The 18,671-nt window shown below is 43.5% G+C and carries 15 protein-coding genes and 1 other annotated feature; of the genes, 9 read left to right on the top strand and 6 right to left on the bottom strand.

Annotated elements, in window-relative coordinates; translation table 11 throughout:
* Positions 1–17: 17 nt before the first annotated feature.
* Complete coding sequence (locus E2491_RS08805) at positions 18–2,153, bottom strand: cell division protein FtsA (RefSeq protein WP_256369350.1); 2,136 nt, start codon at positions 2,151–2,153, stop codon at positions 18–20.
* 221 nt (positions 2,154–2,374) lie between these two features.
* Between E2491_RS08805 and E2491_RS08810 the strand changes: the two genes are divergently transcribed.
* The 4 genes from E2491_RS08810 to motS all read left to right on the top strand — a co-directional run bounded on the left by E2491_RS08810 (position 2,375) and on the right by motS (position 6,296).
* Positions 2,375–3,454, top strand: coding sequence for a bifunctional 3-deoxy-7-phosphoheptulonate synthase/chorismate mutase (locus E2491_RS08810; RefSeq protein ID WP_134375042.1), 1,080 nt, complete (start codon positions 2,375–2,377; stop codon positions 3,452–3,454).
* A gap of 208 nt (positions 3,455–3,662) precedes the next feature.
* The gene (gene ccpA / locus E2491_RS08815; RefSeq protein ID WP_134375044.1) at positions 3,663–4,661 is read left to right on the top strand and encodes a catabolite control protein A; all 999 of its coding nucleotides are present in this window, start codon (positions 3,663–3,665) and stop codon (positions 4,659–4,661) included.
* A 116-nt stretch (positions 4,662–4,777) separates the two neighbouring features.
* Entirely contained in the window at positions 4,778–5,581 is an 804-nt protein-coding gene (locus E2491_RS08820) for a MotA/TolQ/ExbB proton channel family protein (RefSeq protein ID WP_134375121.1), read from the top strand.
* Positions 5,574–6,296, top strand: coding sequence for a flagellar motor protein MotS (gene motS, locus E2491_RS08825; RefSeq protein WP_134375046.1), 723 nt, complete (start codon positions 5,574–5,576; stop codon positions 6,294–6,296). Before E2491_RS08820 ends, motS begins: the two co-directional genes overlap by 8 nt.
* 56 nt (positions 6,297–6,352) lie before the next feature.
* On the opposite strand, the gene E2491_RS08830 is transcribed toward motS, so the two are convergent.
* From E2491_RS08830 to E2491_RS08840, 3 genes are read right to left on the bottom strand one after another with little or no spacing between them, the layout of a single operon-like run.
* Complete coding sequence (locus E2491_RS08830; RefSeq protein WP_134375048.1) at positions 6,353–7,546, bottom strand: acetoin utilization protein AcuC; 1,194 nt, start codon at positions 7,544–7,546, stop codon at positions 6,353–6,355.
* Positions 7,516–8,163 carry an acetoin utilization AcuB family protein gene (locus E2491_RS08835; RefSeq protein WP_134375050.1) on the bottom strand — a complete coding sequence of 216 codons (648 nt, stop codon included), beginning with the start codon at positions 8,161–8,163 and terminating at the stop codon, positions 7,516–7,518. Before E2491_RS08835 ends, E2491_RS08830 begins: the two co-directional genes overlap by 31 nt.
* Positions 8,164–8,178: 15 nt before the next feature.
* Positions 8,179–8,811 (bottom strand): GNAT family N-acetyltransferase, encoded by a 633-nt coding sequence (locus E2491_RS08840; RefSeq protein WP_134375052.1) that lies wholly within the window; start codon positions 8,809–8,811, stop codon positions 8,179–8,181.
* 185 nt (positions 8,812–8,996) lie between these two features.
* Between E2491_RS08840 and acsA the strand changes: the two genes are divergently transcribed.
* Positions 8,997–10,715, top strand: coding sequence for an acetate--CoA ligase (acsA, locus tag E2491_RS08845; protein WP_134375054.1), 1,719 nt, complete (start codon positions 8,997–8,999; stop codon positions 10,713–10,715).
* Positions 10,716–10,815: 100 nt separating this feature from the next.
* Here acsA and E2491_RS08850 read toward each other — a convergent pair whose 3' ends face one another.
* Positions 10,816–13,752: a transglycosylase domain-containing protein gene (locus E2491_RS08850; RefSeq protein ID WP_208528058.1), complete on the bottom strand. Its 2,937-nt coding sequence runs from the start codon at positions 13,750–13,752 to the stop codon at positions 10,816–10,818.
* Between the two features lie 149 nt (positions 13,753–13,901).
* Positions 13,902–14,111 (top strand) — a binding site (T-box leader).
* Between the two features lie 59 nt (positions 14,112–14,170).
* Between E2491_RS08850 and tyrS the strand changes: the two genes are divergently transcribed.
* Positions 14,171–15,433: a tyrosine--tRNA ligase gene (gene tyrS / locus E2491_RS08855; RefSeq protein WP_134375056.1), complete on the top strand. Its 1,263-nt coding sequence runs from the start codon at positions 14,171–14,173 to the stop codon at positions 15,431–15,433.
* Between the two features lie 348 nt (positions 15,434–15,781).
* Here the strand turns inward: tyrS and E2491_RS08860 are convergent, their stop codons facing one another.
* Positions 15,782–16,945, bottom strand: a complete 1,164-nt coding sequence (locus E2491_RS08860) for a DUF4317 domain-containing protein (RefSeq protein ID WP_134375058.1) — start codon at positions 16,943–16,945, stop codon at positions 15,782–15,784.
* Between the two features lie 162 nt (positions 16,946–17,107).
* On the opposite strand from E2491_RS08860, the gene E2491_RS08865 reads away from it, so the two are divergent.
* From E2491_RS08865 to E2491_RS08875, 3 genes are all read left to right on the top strand, one after another.
* Positions 17,108–17,587 (top strand): DUF2975 domain-containing protein, encoded by a 480-nt coding sequence (locus E2491_RS08865; protein WP_134375060.1) that lies wholly within the window; start codon positions 17,108–17,110, stop codon positions 17,585–17,587.
* A 9-nt stretch (positions 17,588–17,596) separates the two neighbouring features.
* A complete protein-coding gene (locus E2491_RS08870; protein WP_134375062.1) occupies positions 17,597–17,809 on the top strand; it encodes a helix-turn-helix domain-containing protein in 213 nt (70 codons plus the stop codon).
* A gap of 89 nt (positions 17,810–17,898) precedes the next feature.
* Positions 17,899–18,669, top strand: coding sequence for a DUF817 domain-containing protein (locus tag E2491_RS08875; protein WP_134375125.1), 771 nt, complete (start codon positions 17,899–17,901; stop codon positions 18,667–18,669).
* The last annotated feature ends 2 nt before the right edge of the window (positions 18,670–18,671 follow it).

The following is an 18,671-nucleotide window of genomic DNA, read 5'->3' on the forward strand; positions in this document are numbered from 1 at the left end:
GAGCGGTCTTTTTATTATCAATAAATAATGATTTCTAATTCATCTCCTGAAGAAATAGCGTCAGTTAAGGAACTTTTTTCTCCATTTTTTAAAATATCAATTTTTCCTGATTTAGTTGGAGGCGTCCAATCTATGTGAGAAAAGATATCCTGAAAATACACATGTCCAGATGTTCGCTTTGTTATAATTTCGTCCCCATTCACTAAAAGATCATCTGGTGAAAGCAGACGATCATCTTTGTAAAATGATGTATTCGAAGATGGAAATTCAATTTTTTCTTCGTTAAATGTGACGGTGAAGGGAATGTCCACCAGATTCAATGCCTTTTTCAGCATTGAAACAGTAGGCTGTACAGGTCTTTGAAGTTCGATCTGATCAAGTGGGTTTAATTCCTTTAGGTAGGAATTACGCTTAACAGGTTGCTGATTCACAAGAAGTTCCCCATCCCACTGAGGAAAATACATGATTTTTGAATCTACGGTAAGTGAAAAAGGTGTTTTATTATGCTGGATAGGGAAACCTGCTTTTTGACAGGCATCAGCGATCGTCAGCTTCTTTTGAACTGTGATCTCATCCCTGTCCATTAAGATATATGCAACAGGCTCTTCATTTCCGTTTACAAACACTTTTCTATCAAAATGAACAGGCTCGCTGTTTACATAAACGTTAAATGTCAATGACTCCTCAAGGATTTCTTTCAGGCTGACTGCAGATGCCTGTCCGTCATTTCCTTTGTGAATCATAAGTTCATCACCTGCTCTAATAGCTGATTGTAAATCAGCTGTTTCCCCATTCAGCGTGATGGATGGTGCTTCACCATGAGTGCCGGGAAGCGTAATAGTTTTTCCGTTAAGTGTGATCATCTTTGCCAGACCCGGTTTTCCATACAGTTTTGGAAGGCTGAGACCTGCTGAAAGGAGCGCATCCCCAACTGTCAATTCCTTTACTTCAAACATACGTATTTCGTGCCCGTTAACCATAACCGGAATATAATTAATCGGAGTCTGATTTGCTGAAATGGCAATACCTGCAGGCGTAACAAGCTCAGGTCCTCGTTTAATGCTTTCGTGCAGCGTCAGGTTCTGTATCGCTTCTATCCCTCTGACAGCTACCCGGTTTTCAGGTAAATCGAGCTTTTCTGCAAGCAGCTGTGTGAGACCGGATGTTTGACTGCCGCCTCCTACAAGCATGACCGCTTTTGGTGCCTGCTGATTGTTTAATCGTCTTATTTCCCCGGAAATAGCATTAGCGAGCTTGTCTACAGCAGGCAAAAGTTCAGCAATGACATCCTGTTTTGAAACCTCTTGAGAGAAGCCGAGGATGTCTGTGATCTCCATCGATTCCTGCTCTTCAGATAAAGCGCGCTTCAATCCTTCAGCGTTTGGAAAGTCTAGCAGATAGGTATCGCTTAATTTCTCGGTCATTTCATCTCCGGCGACCGGTACCATGCCATAAGCGGTTACCGTACCGTGGTTTGTAATTGCGATATCTGATGTGCCTGCTCCAATGTCCACGAGCGCAACATTCAGGCGTCTCATGGAAGGAGGAATCAGGACATTGATCGCTGCAATCGGCTCAAGTGTCAGGGCACTCATGACTAGGCCGGCTCTTTTTAATGAAGCCAGCAGTGATTCTACTACGACTCTCGGCAAAAAGGTAGCAATGATTTCAACAGAAGCCTCATCACCCTGCTGGTCCTCAAGGCTGCCGATTTCCTGCTGATCCAACAAATAATGCAGAACGGAATAGCCGACACAATGATAATGATGACTGTTCTCCTGACTCGATGCAGCTGCTTCCTGGGCAGCCTGAACAGCACTTAGTTCCATATGTAATATATCTTCTTTTGTTAATGCAGGCCTTCCGGAAAGGGCAATTGTATACGTGGAGCGCTGAGTATTTAATGCTCTTCCTGCTGCAGCAACAGATACATGCGTCAGCGTTCCATGCCGTTTTTCGAGTTCTGTTTTGATCTCCTTAATGAGTGCTGCAACGGCAGGGACATGGTGGATCTGTCCATCAAGCATTGCCCGTTCCTTATGTTCTTTTTGAACCATATCAGTGATATAATATCCTGAATCTGTATACTCCATAATAAGCCCTACTATAGAGCGAGTGCCGATATCAAGCGCAAAATATTGAGAAGTAGTCAAAGAAATAATAGCCTCCTTTATCGCTTTACCGCTTAAAAGCGTTTAATTAATAAAATATTTTTCGTGACATTTTAAAATTGTTGTTTTATAATAGGGAACAATTGATAAGCCCCTACTGAGTACATCGGTTTGCTGTTATACAAAATGTAGCACAATTAAACAGGATGGAAAAGATTCGGGGAAGAGTATCAATGGTATTTTCTAAGGAAAGGGATGTTATTATGAGCAACGTAGAATTAGATCAGTTAAGACAGAAAGTAGACGAGATGAATCTGCAGCTGCTGGATATTATTAATCAGCGCGCGGAACTGGTCCAGGAAATTGGACGTGTAAAAGAAAAGCAGGGAGTAAATCGTTTTGAGCCTGTCCGTGAGAGAGCGATGCTCGATTTACTGACTGAAAATAATAAAGGCCCATTTCTTAATTCTACCATTGAGCATATTTTTAAAGAGATTTTTAAAGCGGGACTTGAGCTTCAAAAAGACGACCATCGCAAGGCATTGCTTGTTTCACGTAAAAAGAAAGCAGAAGATACGATTGTTGAACTGAAGGGTGAAAAGATCGGTAATGGCAGCCCGCAATTTATCTTCGGTCCTTGTGCTGTTGAATCCTACGAGCAGGTGGAGGCAGTAGCAAAGGAAGTAAAAGCAAAAGGACTAAAACTGCTGCGTGGGGGAGCATATAAACCACGTACATCACCATATGATTTCCAGGGCCTTGGTCTTGAAGGGTTACAGATTCTGAAGCAGGTGGCGGATAAGCATGATCTTGCTGTTATCAGTGAAATTGTGAACCCGGCACATATTGAAGAGGCAGTTGATTATATCGACGTTATTCAAATCGGTGCCCGTAACATGCAGAACTTTGAGCTGTTAAAGGCTGCCGGACAGGCGAAAAAGCCTGTTCTTCTGAAGCGCGGACTTGCTGCGACGATTGATGAGTTCATCAATGCAGCGGAATATATTATGGCACAGGGGAATGATCAGATTATCCTTTGTGAGCGCGGAATCCGTACGTACGAGAAAGCGACGAGAAACACGCTTGATATTTCAGCAGTTCCGATTCTTAAGCAGGAAACTCACTTACCGGTATTCGTTGATGTTACGCATTCAACGGGCCGCCGTGATCTTCTTCTTCCGACGGCAAAAGCAGCACTTGCTATTGGCGCAGATGGAGTAATGGCTGAGGTCCATCCTGACCCTGCAGTTGCCCTTTCTGATTCTGCCCAGCAGATGAACTTTGACCAGTTCAACGATTTCTGGGATGCTGTCCAGCAATACCTGGGCGTACATGCAAAATAACCGCTTAATTCTGAAGCTTTCCTGACAATTGTGCAGGAAAGCTTCAGTTTTTTTATGATATTAATTGAAAGCGCAACCGTCCTCGTATATGATTATGTACATAATTGAGCAAACTTCATTTAAAATGCATTAAATCCTTCGTATCACTGAGGTTTATCATGTAAAATGAAAATAAATGAAAATGAGAATAGACAAAGGAGAGCTGACGATGAATATTACGATTTATGATGTGGCACGCGAAGCGAACGTATCCATGGCGACCGTGTCACGTGTCGTGAACGGAAATCCAAATGTAAAACCTGCTACAAGGAAAAAAGTACTGGAGGTCATTGACCGTCTCGGTTACCGCCCGAATGCGGTTGCGAGAGGGCTTGCCAGCAAAAAGACGACAACGGTTGGGGTCATCATACCTGATATTTCTAACATCTTTTTTGCTGAGCTTGCCCGCGGAATTGAAGATATCGCAACGATGTATAAATACAATATTATTTTAAGTAACTCTGATCAGAATGAAGAAAAAGAGCTTCATCTGTTAAATACGATGCTAGGTAAGCAGGTAGACGGCATTGTCTTTATGGGAGGAAATATTACCGAGGAGCATGTATCCGAGTTCCAGCGTTCTCCTGTACCGATTGTGATAGCGGGTTCTGTAGAGTCAACGGAACAGACACCATCCGTCAACATTGATTATTATCAGGCTTCAGTGGATGCTGTTACATCACTAATCGAAAAAGGTCACAAAACAGTGGCATTTGTAAGCGGACCTTTTCACGACACGATTAATCGCGCAATGAAACTTGAAGGTTACAAAGAAGCGCTGGAAAAAGCCGGACTCACTTACAACGAAGAGCTTGTATTTGAAGGAGATTACACGTATGACAGCGGACTTGAAGCGTGGTCGCGCCTACAGCAGCTTGATGAAAAACCGACTGCTATTTTTGTTGGAAATGATGAAATGGCGCTGGGTGTTGTTCATGGTGCTCAGGATCAGGGAGCATCTATTCCAAATGATGTGGAAGTGATCAGCTTTGATAATACAAAGCTTGCACTGATGGTCCGTCCTCAGCTTACATCTGTTGTACAGCCGCTATATGACATTGGTGCTGTTGCGATGCGTCTGTTGACAAAACTGATGAATAAAGAAGTGATCGAGGATCAGACTGTTATTCTTCCTCACCGAATTGAAGAAAGACAATCAACAAAATAAATAAACAAAGGATATACTTGTCCGATATAATATATAAATGAAAGCTCATTTGTTCAGTCAAATGAGCTTTTATGCTCTTATTACATAAATAAATTCATGAACGGGGAGTATTGATGATGAAAAGGTATGACTGGATTACACCAATTGGGGTGATCGCCGGTGTTCTACTAGTTGGTCTGGCGATTTTTTGGAACAGCGGAAGAGACGGGTTTGCTTCGTTTTTTCATTTACCATCCCTTTTAATTGTGCTTGGCGGCGTATTTGCTGCTTTGCTTGTCACGTTTCCTGCTTCATCTCTGAAAAGGTTCGGATCTGTCAGCCTGCAGTCGTTCAGGAGGTCACCCGATCAGATTCATGAGATCGTATCCCTATTTGTCAAACTGTCTGAAATTGCGAGAAGAGATGGTTTGCTTGCTCTTGAAAAGGAGATGGTGGGGATTAAGGATCCTTTTATTAAAAAAGGGATTTATCTTGCGATTGACGGTGTGGAAGGAGATACAATGGTTGATATTCTGCAGGCGGAACTCCAGTCTCTTGAGGAGCGCCATAAGGTAAATCGCAGAATGCTCGAAAAAGCAGGGGATTATGCACCTGCATGGGGAATGATCGGTACGTTAATCGGACTCGTTCTCATGCTACAGGATTTAAATGATCCTGCAGCGATTGGACCAAATATGGCGATTGCTCTTTTGACAACCTTTTATGGGGTGCTGCTGGCGAATCTGGTGTTTAATCCGATGGCAGGCCGGCTCGCACAGAAAACCGAAAAGGAAATTTTTCAGAAGCAGATGATTATAGATGGTGTTATTGGTGTACACCATGGACAGAACCCGAGAGTGCTTGAAGAACAGCTTTCTGTTTATTTATCTGAACAGGATCGTGCAAAAGGTGAGATTCAGGCGGAGAAGGCAAATGGCTAGAAGAGTCAGATTTAACAAAATGCCGGATACTGAAAGTCAAGCGCCAAAGTGGATGGTGACTTTTGCTGATTTTACCCTTTTGATTCTCGTATTCTTTATTCTTCTCTTTTCAATCTCGCAGGTAGATCAGCAAAAATTCGAGTCAATTTCACAATCTTTCCAAAATAATGGAATTTTTGATCAATCTGACTCTGTTATCCCTTTTGATGAGGAATGGCTTGAAGAGGAGATCAGAGAAGATCAGGAGCTTGAGAGCCTTTATGCTGAAATCAATTCCTTTCTCGATTCGAATGATTTAGGGGAGATGGCAGAGGCCTCCCAGACAGACCGTGGAGTGGTTATTGTTTTGCAGGAACAGGTGCTGTTTAATTCAGGGGAGGCGGATATCCTGTCTGAAGCGATTCCGCTGCTTGAAGGAATCGGGCCCCTTTTAGAAGGCATTCCAAACTTCGTAAGAATAGAAGGACACACGGATAATCGGCCGATTCAAACTGAAGTTTACCCATCAAACTGGGAACTTTCAGGCGCAAGGGCTAGCAGTGTAGTGCGTTATTTCATCAATGAGCACAGCCTGTCTTCAGATCGATTTTCAGCTGTTGGATATGGTGATACAAAGCCGGTTGCACCGAATGATGGCCCTGCAAACTGGGCACTGAACAGACGTGTGGAAATCGTGATTCTGAATCAGTATTTAAATGAGGGGGAGGACTCCTGATTTTTAAACCGTGCCGATTCATTCGAAATCTCCAAAATAAAAAACAAGAGCGCAGTTCAGCTCTTGTTTTTTATTTTTAAGATAGGATAAAGTGCTTTTTCTACTGTTTGTCTGTTTTTCTCAGAAATTTCTCTTTTTCTCGGGATCTCCTGGCAGACTCCTTCAGGATCACTCCACGTTTTCATAAGTGGAACAGGTGATTCGCCCTGCCATTTATCGAGCCAGGATTGAGGAATGTGATCGCTCTCCGGAACGGCACCCGTCATTTCCATCCAGATTCTTGACCATGCACGCGGAACAACCCGCCAGATATCATAACCACCACCGCCGACGGCAATCCATCTGCCATCGCAATATTCATGTGCCAGTTCATGGGCAATCCTTGGAATCTCCTCATAGGTGCGGATGGTTGAGGAAAGGTGCGTCAGCGGATCCAGACAATGTGCATCTGCCCCGTTTTGAGTCAGGATGATATCAGGTTTGAAAAACTCAATCACTTTCCTGAAGGATTTTTCATAAGCTTCTATAAATGAATTATCCTCCGTAAAAGCGTCCAGCGGGATATTAAAAGAATATCCATAACCCTTCCCGTGACCTCTTTCATTTACAGCTCCGGTACCGGGAAATAAATATCTGCCGGTTTCGTGTATGGAAAGGGTGCAGGAGGACGGATCGTCATAAAACGACCATTGAACTCCATCACCATGATGCGCATCGGTATCAACATACAGCACACGGGCATTGTACTTCTGCTGCATATAACGGATGGCAACAGAGCTGTCATTATAAATGCAAAAGCCCGATGCTTTTCCTCTGAAACCGTGATGCAGCCCGCCGCCAAGGCTCAATGCATGCCGATAGCGGTTTTCCATCACTTCATCAACAGCTGTCAATGTGCCCCCGACCAGCATTGCGCTGGCTTCGTGCATATTTTTAAATACAGGTGTATCTTCTGTTCCCAGGCCGAAATTATCAGCTTTATCTTTTGAAAGTTCTCCACGCCCTGCAAGTTGCACAGCTTTTATATACGCCGGATCATGCACAAGGGCCAGCTCTTCATCCGTTGCTGATCGTGGAGGGATGATGTCCTCATCATTAATAAAACCGGAATCCCTTAATAGATCCAATGTCAGCTGGAGTCTTTTCTGATTGAATGGATGATCTGCTGAAAACCGGTAGTTTAACAGTTCATCAGAATAGATGAAAACAGAATCTCTTTTTACAGTGGATTCGTTGGCAGATTTGGCCATAATACTTCATGCCCTTCTTCTCGCAGATCATCAATGACGGACATCGGATTCATTGTCTGAACGCGGAATACTAATATTTTATAAGATTCATCCTGTTTATACGGATAAACGAGAACACTGTGAATATTGGAATGGTTTTTTCTGATAATACCTGCCACTTCATAGAGCATGCCCTGCTTATTCGGAACCTTTACTTCAATCTGTGAGCCCGGCTGCGTTGCGCCTGTTAATTGAATAAGTGTATGTAAAATGTCGGTCTCTGTAATCAACCCGACCAGCTTGTCTTCGCTGACGATCGGAAGACACCCGATTTGTTCTTCCATAAAAGTGACAGCGACTTCTTCAACGAAGTCAAGAGGATGTCCGGTTATGACAGGTGTTGTCATCATATCCAGCACCTTGGTTTGAAAAAGCTTTTCACGATTTTCAGTTTGAAAAGGAGACGGGGAAAATTCTTTAATATCCCGATCCGTGAGAATTCCTACAACTTTTTTGTTCACATCGATCACAGGAATGTGACGGATTTTTTCCTTCGACATTAATTCGATTGCCTCTTCAAGCGTTGAGTCCGGAGCCAGCGTATGAACATCACGGACCATCATATCTTCTATAATCATGCAGAAGCCCTCCTGTTAATACATAAATCGATTCATAAACCGAAGCTGATCAAATCTTTGAATGGATTCCGGATCGACTCTCTTTCCGATACGTGCCATCAGACAGTTGGCAGGGTGTGAGCTGATTTCAGGATCATCGGTAGCATAATACTCAAGCCCGCCGGCATTCATCATTTTTTCCATCACTTTACGGTAATCCCATACGTTTAAGCCTGTTCCTTTTAAATCCCAGTGCCAGTAGTACTCGGTTGTAATGACAATATAATCTTCCATCGCATCATCCATCATTGATACACGCAGCAGGTTCTTTCCAACGGATGCTCCGCGGTATTTCGGAATGACTTCAATCGCACCAAGTTCAATCAGGTTTTCCATTTTTCCCTGCGACCATCGCTCGAGCGGGTCAGGATAGAGGTATGTGACATACCCGACGATCGTGTTATGTTCCCGTGCAATAATGATCCGTCCTTCAGGAAGGTCGGCGATCTCAATCAGTGCTTTATGCTGCTGGGCAGGAGGACGGAAAGCGACCAGATCCTCGTGAAATTCCATTTGAGCCAGCTGATCTTTAGAAATCGGTCCTTCGATCACAATCGTTCCTTTAGCAGTTTTTAATTCCTTTGCGTTATACAGTTTTGGATGGTCCATCTGCTGTCACCTACATTTCATAAGTATCCTACTATACAGCATACCCCAATCATAAAAGCGCTTTCAACTTAAAACTGAATTTCGCTTCCTTTCGACAAATGACGTTCACGTAATATTAAAAAAATTGAGAAAAATAGTGAATTGTACTATACTGGTAAAGAACTTGCATATAGGGGGACGACGAGATGAAATTGGAAGCGCTACCATCAGTTAGAGGGAACTATAATTTGCAGGATTATGAAGCAGCAGCCCAGTCGTTTGACTGGAAAGAAGCGGAGAAGTATTTTTCGTGGCATCAGTCAGGAAAAGTCAATATGGCCTATGAAGCCATTGACCGCCATGCTGAAGGGGAACGGAAAAACAAAGTTGCACTTTATTACCGAGATGCGAATCGTAATGAAAAATATACGTTCAGAGAAATGAAAGAGCTGACAAATAAGGCGGCTAACGTGCTGAAAAGTCAGGCTGATATTGAAAAAGGGGACCGTGTTTTTATTTTTATGCCGAGATCACCTGAGTTGTATTTTGCCCTGCTGGGGGCGTTAAAAATCGGAGCGATTGTCGGTCCGCTTTTTGAAGCATTTATGGAAGGTGCTGTAAGAGACCGTCTGGAAGACAGTGAGGCGAAAGCGATCATAACAACGCCTGAGCTGCTTGAGAGGATACCGGTTGATGCATTGCCGCATCTGAAGCATGTACTGGTCGTCGGGGATGATGTAAAAGAAGAAGGTAAATACATAGACTTTAATAAACATTTCAATGCAGCTGACCGTCAATTCCAGATAGAGTGGCTTCAGCTGGATGACGGACTGATTTTACATTATACTTCGGGTTCAACAGGCAAACCAAAAGGGGTTCTGCATGTTCAGCGTGCAATGCTCCAGCATTATCAGACAGCTAAATGGGTGCTTGACCTTCGCGATGACGATATTTACTGGTGTACAGCAGACCCGGGCTGGGTGACAGGAACATCCTATGGAATTTTCGGACCGTGGCTGACTGGAACCACTTCAGTTATCGTTGGTGGAAGGTTCAGTCCGGAAGCCTGGTATCAGACGCTTGAAGACTTTGAAGTTACAGTATGGTACAGTGCACCGACTGCTTTCCGTATGCTGATGGGAGCGGGAGATGAGCTTGTTAAAAAGTATAATCTGTCTGCACTCCGTCACGTCCTGAGCGTTGGAGAACCGCTGAACCCAGAGGTAATCCGTTGGGGAATGAAAGTGTTCCAGCACCGTATTCATGATACGTGGTGGATGACAGAGACAGGTGCACAAATGATCTGTAACTATCCTGCTATCGATATCCGTCCGGGATCAATGGGTAAACCGATTCCAGGTGTAGAGGCTGCCATTGTCGACGACCAGGGAAATGAACTGCCTCCAAACCGGATGGGGAACCTTGCTCTTAAAAAAGGCTGGCCGTCCATGATGCATACGATCTGGAATAACCAGGAGAAATACGAATCTTATTTTATGCCGAGCGGCTGGTATGTATCAGGAGACTCAGCCTATATGGATGAAGACGGCTACTTCTGGTTCCAGGGCCGAATTGATGATGTGATCATGACATCAGGCGAGCGAGTAGGACCGTTCGAGGTGGAAAGTAAGCTGGTCGAGCATCCAGCTATCGCTGAAGCAGGGGTGATCGGGAAACCTGATCCTGTTCGCGGAGAAATTATTAAAGCCTTTATTGCTTTGCGTGAAGGATATGAAGCAACGGATGAACTCAAAGAAGAAATCCGCCAGCACGTGAAAAAAGGATTGTCTGCCCATGCAGCACCGAGAGAAATTGAATTTAAAGACAAGCTGCCTAAAACCCGCAGCGGTAAAATTATGCGACGCGTGTTAAAAGCATGGGAGCTGGACCTTCCAACAGGGGATCTGTCCACAATGGAGGATTAATCGTAATAAAAAGAGCGCAGAAATTGTGCTCTTTTTTTAGTCTCAAATTCAATCTCACTTCAACATAAAAAGAGACCGCAATTTTGCGGTCTCTTTCACATTACGCTGCCGGATCTTCCTCAGGAGGTGGTTCCTCGGCAGGTGGTTCTTCCTCTGGTGGAGGTGTTTCCTCCGGTGGTTCATTTTCGCCAGGAGGTGTTGAGCCTCCGCCACCATTGCCATTTTCACCGCCATTTCCATTACCACCTGAAGCAGGCGGTGTAGCTGGCTGGGCAGGCTGAGCAGGCTGTTCTTCAGGCTCCGGCTCAGGTTCTGCCCCTACTCTTACTTCGTTTGATCTGCCGGATTCTTTACCGGCGACATCAACAGCAACGATTTCGTATGTTCCGTTAGGAAGTGTAGCTGTTCTGTCATCATCGAACTGCCTGATGGTGACAACACTTGATCCGGAATAGATCCGGTATCCGATCACGTCTCCGCTTCCTGATGGTGTCCAGCTGACGGTCGTGCCATTTACGCTTGCCGTTACACCGCCAGGGTTACTGCCATCGTCTTCAAGACGGCTGTCTGCGACTAACAGATTTTCAAAAAAGCTGTTATTTTCAGGGAAAAGCTTTGAAGCATCTCCACCATATGGGAACAGCATTCTTTCAGCGTAGTCAGGGCTTAACACAGCTCCAGTTGAAGAAAATTCATCCGGGGTGCTGTCAAGTGCAACAAAGCGCTGACCGTTACGCATTACGTATTTGGTCGTTTCGAGACCTGCGTCTTCTCCTGAAGGCTGATAAGCTGTTGTAAACAGATCCGATGTTACAAGTCCGGCTGCTGAACACGCCTGATCAGCAGGCAATCCTGTAAATGAACAGAATGAGCGGTTTACAACGCCTTCTGGCTGTTGGAAATTGCGGCCCGGGCTTGTTAATTCGCTTCGAACTTCATTGACCCTGTTCATCATCAGTGCCCAGAGACGAATGGCTCTGACAGAACTTTGATCCTGCAATGTCCGTGGCTGGTCATAACCTAACCACAATCCAAATGTGACCTCAGGATTTGAAGCAATGAACCAGTTGTCCTTTGTATCCTGTGATGTTCCTGATTTACCTGCCCAGTCAGCAGAAAAATTCAGCACACCTGGAGCAGATCGTCCTGATCCAATCCCGGTTAACGTATCTCTCATCATATCTATCGTGACGTAAGAGGCTGCCGGTGTGAACATTTCTTTTGATTCAGGCTTATGTTCGAAAACAACATTTCCTTCTTTATCGAGGATTTTCTCGATCATATATGGTTCGTTGTATTGGCCCATATTGGCAATGGCTGCATACGCAGACACGTTTTCCTCCACTGTAATACCTTTCGTCATACCTCCAAGTGAGAATGCAGGATAACCGTATTCTTCATCCTGAATTCCTTTAGGGTCGATCACTTCAAGAAATTCTCCCGGATTATATCCGCTTTGAAGCATTTGCCCGTATAGTCTTGCAGCTGAAAGGTTATGTGAAGCGGCTAATGCTGTTCTTGCAGGCACCAGACCATATTCTCTATTGGAAACATAGTTATAAGGTGTCCAGCCGTTATAGGTAAACCCAACATCCGCTAAAGGTGATCCAGCACCAATCAGACCATATTGAACAGCCGGTGCATATACAGCAAGCGGTTTAATCGTGGAACCACTTGAACGGAATGATTGGGTCGCGTGGTTCATTGACTGAATCTCATGATCCCGTCCACCTGTAAAGCTGATAATCTTACCTGTGGTGTTTTCCATTAATACGGTTCCGACTTCTTCAGGTTCAAAAACTTCAACCTCTGCATCAAGTTCGGGATCGTATACCATGCTTGAAAAAGTTGTGCCAAACCGATCGTAATTATTCTTTACATCCTCCATTGCATCGTAAATCTCTTTGTCGATGGTGGAGTGGATCTGATATCCGCTCTGTCTCATGTCGCGTGCAGCAAGCTGTGCATACTCTTCTGTAAGTGTATCGCTTGCATCTACCTGATCTTTTGTGTAACCGTCTTTTTCAGCTAAGACATACTTTAGAATTTCTTCTGCACGACGCTCGAGCTCCTCTGTTACATAAGGATATCGTTCAAGCGCTCCCGATGATGGCGGGATAAAATCCTGTGTCAGATCATACGCGACTGCTGCATCGTGTTCTTCCTGTGTAATAAAGCCTTCGCGCAGCATCCTGGACAGAACTTCTCTTTTCCGTTCAAATCCGGGTTCCAGAGCTTCAGGTGATTTTAATTCCCCTGCATTGGTGAAAGGGGTATATCCGAAAGGCGCCTGTGGAAGTCCTGCAATAAACGCAGCCTGTGGAAGCGTCAATTCAGCAGCGGTCGTGCCGAAAATGCCGGCTGCAGCAGTCTGAACACCGGCAATATTTCTACCGGATGAATTTCTTCCCATGTCCGCTACATTTAAGTAGGCTTCAAGAATTTCTTCTTTTTCAAAGAATCGCTCGACCCGAAGTGCGAGAAGAATCTCCTTGGCTTTCCGGTCGAAAGATACTTCGTTTGTTAACACCTGATTTTTGATCAGCTGCTGTGTAAGTGTACTACCACCGGTTTGGTTGGCAGCATTCGTTACTTCCTGATAAAGTGCACGCATGATCGCTTTAGGAACAACCCCGTCGTGCTCCATGAAGTATTCATCCTCTGTTGCAATCACTGCATTGATCAGAGTAGGTGATACCTCTTCAAGGGTAACCTCATCCCGTTCAAGATCTGTTCGAATCTTGCCGAGATAAACGTTATTTGCAAAATATAAATCAGATGTTTCAGTGTAATCATAAATATTCTGCTCCAGTGACTCATACGACAAAACCTTCTCATCTTTTACGAGAGAGGCAAAATAACCTGCACCGACACCGCCGGCAAATGCAGCGCCAATTACGCCAAAGATAATCATTAGTAATAAAAGATTCCAGACAACCTGGTATGACGTATGCAGTTTCCGTGGAACGCCCCATTTCACCGCAGTTGAAGTGAATGTTTTGAGCCTATCCCGAAAGGTTTTATTTTGTTCTGCCAATTACTATCATCCTCCTTGCAGCATCTTTACAATTATATCATATTTGTCTTTCTTGAAATGTAAATTTCAAATAGGTTACCAGATTTCTTGAACAAAGCTTGACAATGATTAAAATGATGTGCTAAAACTAACCTTATCAATTTGATATTCGATCAGCGAAGAAGAGAACGAAGTAGGAAATCATTCGTGTAGCATTAGAGAAACGGTGGGTGGTGCAAACCGTTACACATGATTTGTGAATTACACTCTCAGAGCTGCTTTCAGTTGTGAAAGCCGGCATTTTCTGCCGTTAAACCAATGAAGTGAAAGAGAGCAATCTCTTTAAGCCGGGTGGTACCACGCATAAAAGCGTCCCTGCATGATGAACATGCGAGGGATTTTTTTATGCGTTTTTTTATAGAAAAAGGAGGATCAACACATGAACTTATTAGAGGATTTACAATGGCGCGGTATTATTTATCAGCAAACAGATGAAGCGGGCATGAAAGAACTGCTTGAAAAAGAGTCTGTTTCACTATATTGCGGAGCGGATCCGACAGCAGACAGTCTCCATATAGGACATCTGCTGCCATTTTTGACACTGAAACGTTTTCAGAATCACGGTCACCGTCCTGTCGTTCTGGTTGGCGGAGCGACCGGTCAAATTGGGGACCCGAGTGGAAAGAAGGAAGAACGTCAGCTACAGACACCTGAACAGGTTCAGTACAACGTAGAAGCGATTTCAAAGCAGCTTGAAAAACTGTACGATGCAAAAGGTGACAATGAGGCCGTGATGGTGAATAACCTTGACTGGATCGGAAAAATTGATATGATCAGCTTCCTGCGTGATTACGGGAAACATATCGGGGTTAATTACATGCTGGCGAAGGATACGATCGCTTCACGTCTTGAAACCGGAATTTCTTACACTGAATTCACCTACACGATTTTACAGGCGATGGACTTCAACCACCTTTACAAAGAATACAACTGTAAAGTACAGATCGGCGGAAGTGACCAGTGGGGCAATATTACAACGGGCCTCGAGCTAATCCGCAAAATGAATGACGAAGAAACAAAAGCATTTGGTATGACCATCCCGCTTGTGACAAAAGCGGATGGCACAAAGTTCGGTAAAACAGAGGGCGGCTCTATCTGGCTGGACGCTGAGAAAACATCGCCATACGAGTTCTACCAGTTCTGGATCAATACTACGGATGCAGATGTGATCAAATACCTGAAGTTCTTCACATTCCTTGAGCGTGAAACAATAGAAGGTCTTGAAAAAGCAGTTGAGGAGGAGCCGCATTTACGTGCTGCACAAAAAGCACTGGCTGAAGAAATGACGAGAATGATTCACGGGGATGCCGCGCTTGAACAGGCTCAGCGTATCACGGCTGCATTATTCAGCGGAGACCTTAAGTCATTGAGCAGTGCGGAAATCCGTCAAGGCTTTAAGGATGTGCCTACTCATATGGTGAGCGGAGATGATTCAGTTAATCTCGTTGAGGTGCTTGTTCATGCAAAAATCTCCCCTTCAAAGCGTCAGGCGCGTGAAGATGTAACAAATGGTGCTGTATATATTAATGGGGAGCGTGTAACAGATCTTCAGTTTGAACTGAATGGAGATGTTCGTCTGGATGATGAATTCACAATCATCCGAAGAGGAAAGAAGAAGTACTTTATGATTCAATATGCTTAAGTGTAGACTTTAAATCCATGCCGGGGCATTCCTTTCTGTGTCTAGCTGCGGCGGGCAGGGACTAGCAAACTCTCAGGTTTGAATATTTAATCTTTTGATGGAAATGTACGCCAAAGTGAAGGAATCATGACCTGAATAGAATGAATAGGCAGGGTGTTTTGAAGGAAAAAGGATGGCTATTTTGTGTTGTGAGGGAATTGATTTTTGAAACGAATGAAATAAATTCCAGAAAGATGGAATAAAAAATTGAAACGATTGAATTACTTACCATCGTGATGGAATCCCGCGGATTGCACCTGCTCTGTAACAGGTCCAATTCCGCGGGATCTTTTTTTACATGAAAAACGCTTATTCCCCAAACACTTCAGGAATCATTTTAAAACCTTCAATTTCCGCATCTTCTTCAAGCTCAATCATAATGCAGCGTTTACCCTTATAGTTTACCTGCTTGATGTACTGCAGATCCTGCGGGCTGATCGCAATGTTGGCGATTTTTGTTTGAATTTTGATTGATTTGGACTTGAATTTCGGCACTACGCTGTTCGCTTTTAATTCATAGGATTCATTATCCGTAATACGGGCAAATGCTTCCTTAACTTTCTCCGTTTCCACTTTTTCACCGCTGTTTGTCAAAATACGTTCAACATCTCTGTAATCAAGCTTGGGTGCTTCATCCGCATCATGTTCCTCAATCGTCTGATTGATTTCGCTGTAAACTGTTGCGAGGGTAGAAGGGGAAAGCTGATCTCCAACGACATCCTTGATGACCTCTTCAAAGACAGCTTTATCTTCTTTAGCTGTCATGATTTCTTCACCGTTCAACACTTCTTCAATGAAACGGTAATCCGGTTCATTGGCTTTAGAAGCCGCATAAAGGACATGGTTTACATCTGACGTATCATTTGTGAAACAGGGAAACATAAAGCCTGTTAAAGGGTTTTTCAGATCGATAATCGGATCCACTTCAACTTTGTACTTAAATTCTTTTTCTACATAATCAAACTGAATCTCTTTTTTCGGCTCCTCGGTTTTATTAATAGTACATAAAATAAACGGATGGGAGTATACCGTATCTCTGCTGTTTTCCTCCGTTTCATCATTACTGCGTCTGGTTGGTTTCATGTATTCAGCTTTAATAAAGGTAATCACGATATCCTTCTCGTAAGGATGATCCTGAATCATCTTTTCTGTCATTTGCAGCATATGGTCTTCGAAGTCCTCTGCGGAACCGAGCAGGCCTTTATGTAAAATCAGCTGACTCGAGTTCTCTGCATCACGCTGGAATTTTAATTCAAACAGTTTTTCGTTCAGCTGGCCAGTCAGAATTTTTTTGAAGTTATTCAAAAACAGCTCCTGCTGATCGCTATCAAGCATGCCGAATGGCTGTCTTTGAGCGTGATAAATGTCAGTGGAATCCTTCATGATATAAACGTTGAATATATTTGAGATGTTTAACAGGTCATTATCAGTTTTGAATTGTTTACGTATTCCTGCGATATCTTTTTTCTCCATGGCTCATTCACTCCTCAATTCGGAAAACATTCTCTCATTCTAACATACCCTCATCCGTTCCTGCCTGAATTAAATAAATCACATTAAACAATAATTATTTATTGATAAACAATAAATTTTAGTTTATTCTAAAAGCACAACGAACAAAAAGAGGTGTTTCTGATGAAAAAAGGTTCTACAATCTTTTTAAAATTGGTGCTTTTCGTGATGGCATTAGTAGTGGCTGTATTTTGTGTCTTTGCACTCGCTCCGTTTGCGCGGAATGTGGCGGATGATCCTGTGTTTGGTAGGTGGCTGCTTCTAATTATTGGCGCGATGTATGTAACGGTTGTCCCGTTTTTCATTGCTTTGTTTCAGTCAATTAAGTTATTAGGATACATTGATCGAAATGAAGCTTTTTCAAGCCTTTCTGTAGCTGCTTTGAAAAAAATAAAGATTTGTGCGTTTGTCATCAGTCTGATTTATGTGATGACGATGCCATTTTTTTATGCGGTGGCTGAACTGGATGATGCACCAGGCGTAATTCTGGTGGGAGCTGTTCTTGTTGGTGCATCATTTGTAGTGGGGGTATTTGCCTACCTGCTGCAAATGCTGTTAAACAATGCGATTGAAATTAAAACAGAAAACGATTTAACAGTGTGAGGTGAGAATATGGCGATCGTAATTAACATAGATGTGATGCTCGCAAAGAGGAAAATGAGTGTAACGGAATTAACTGAAAAAGTCGGTATTACCATGGCGAATTTATCCATTCTGAAAAACGGTAAAGCAAAAGCGATTCGATTTTCAACCCTTGAAGCAATATGTAAAGCATTGGATTGTCAGCCGGGTGATATTTTGGAGTACAGGAGTGATGAGGAATAAAAGAACAAGGGAGGGAAAGGGAGATGAATCGAACTAGAAATACTTCCACTATCTCAGATGATAAATTCACAAGGGTTTCTTTTTGGATTATGGCAGACAGATATGGTGGATCAATGATGCAACTACTCCGGTTCGGATGGGAACAGTCCTTATCATGTGTATTTCCTGTCGTGATTTTCCTTTCTCTTGCTTTGACAAAGTACATCACACTTCCATTTTTGCCACGTTATGACTGGCTGCTGATTATCTGTGTCCTCATGCAGTGGTGGATGTTGAAGTCAGGATTGGAAACAAGGGATGAATTGAAGGTTATCACGTTGTTTCATTTGATTGGCCTTGCGCTTGAAGTGTTTAAAGTGAATATGGGGTCATGGTCTTATCCGGAGGAGGCATATTCCATGGTTTTTGGTGTGCCGTTATACAGCGGATTCATGTATGCCAGCGTTGCAAGTTATCTCTGTCAGGCATGGCGGCGACTTGATGTTAGGCTTGTACATTGGCCGCCGTTTGTTTTTGTCGTTCCTCTTGCTGCTGCGATATACCTGAATTTCTTCATTCATCACTTCTGGATGGACGTCCGCTGGTGGCTTTCTGCTCTTGTTATCATTGTGTTTTGGCGGACAGCTGTTTTGTATAAGGTTGGAAGAAGGCAGTATCGCATGCATCTTGTGCTTTCATTTATCCTGATCGGTTTTTTTATCTGGGTTGCTGAAAATATTGCCACCTTTTTTGGTGCTTGGACCTATCCTTATCAAACTGAAGCATGGAGTCTTGTTGACATTGGAAAAGCCAGCTCATGGCTGCTGCTCGTGATTGTCAGTTTTCTCATAGTTGCTCAATTGAAGCTGGTGAAAAAGTGAAA

Source organism: Jeotgalibacillus sp. R-1-5s-1, assembly GCF_004405105.1.
Lineage (GTDB): Bacteria > Bacillota > Bacilli > Bacillales > Jeotgalibacillaceae > Jeotgalibacillus.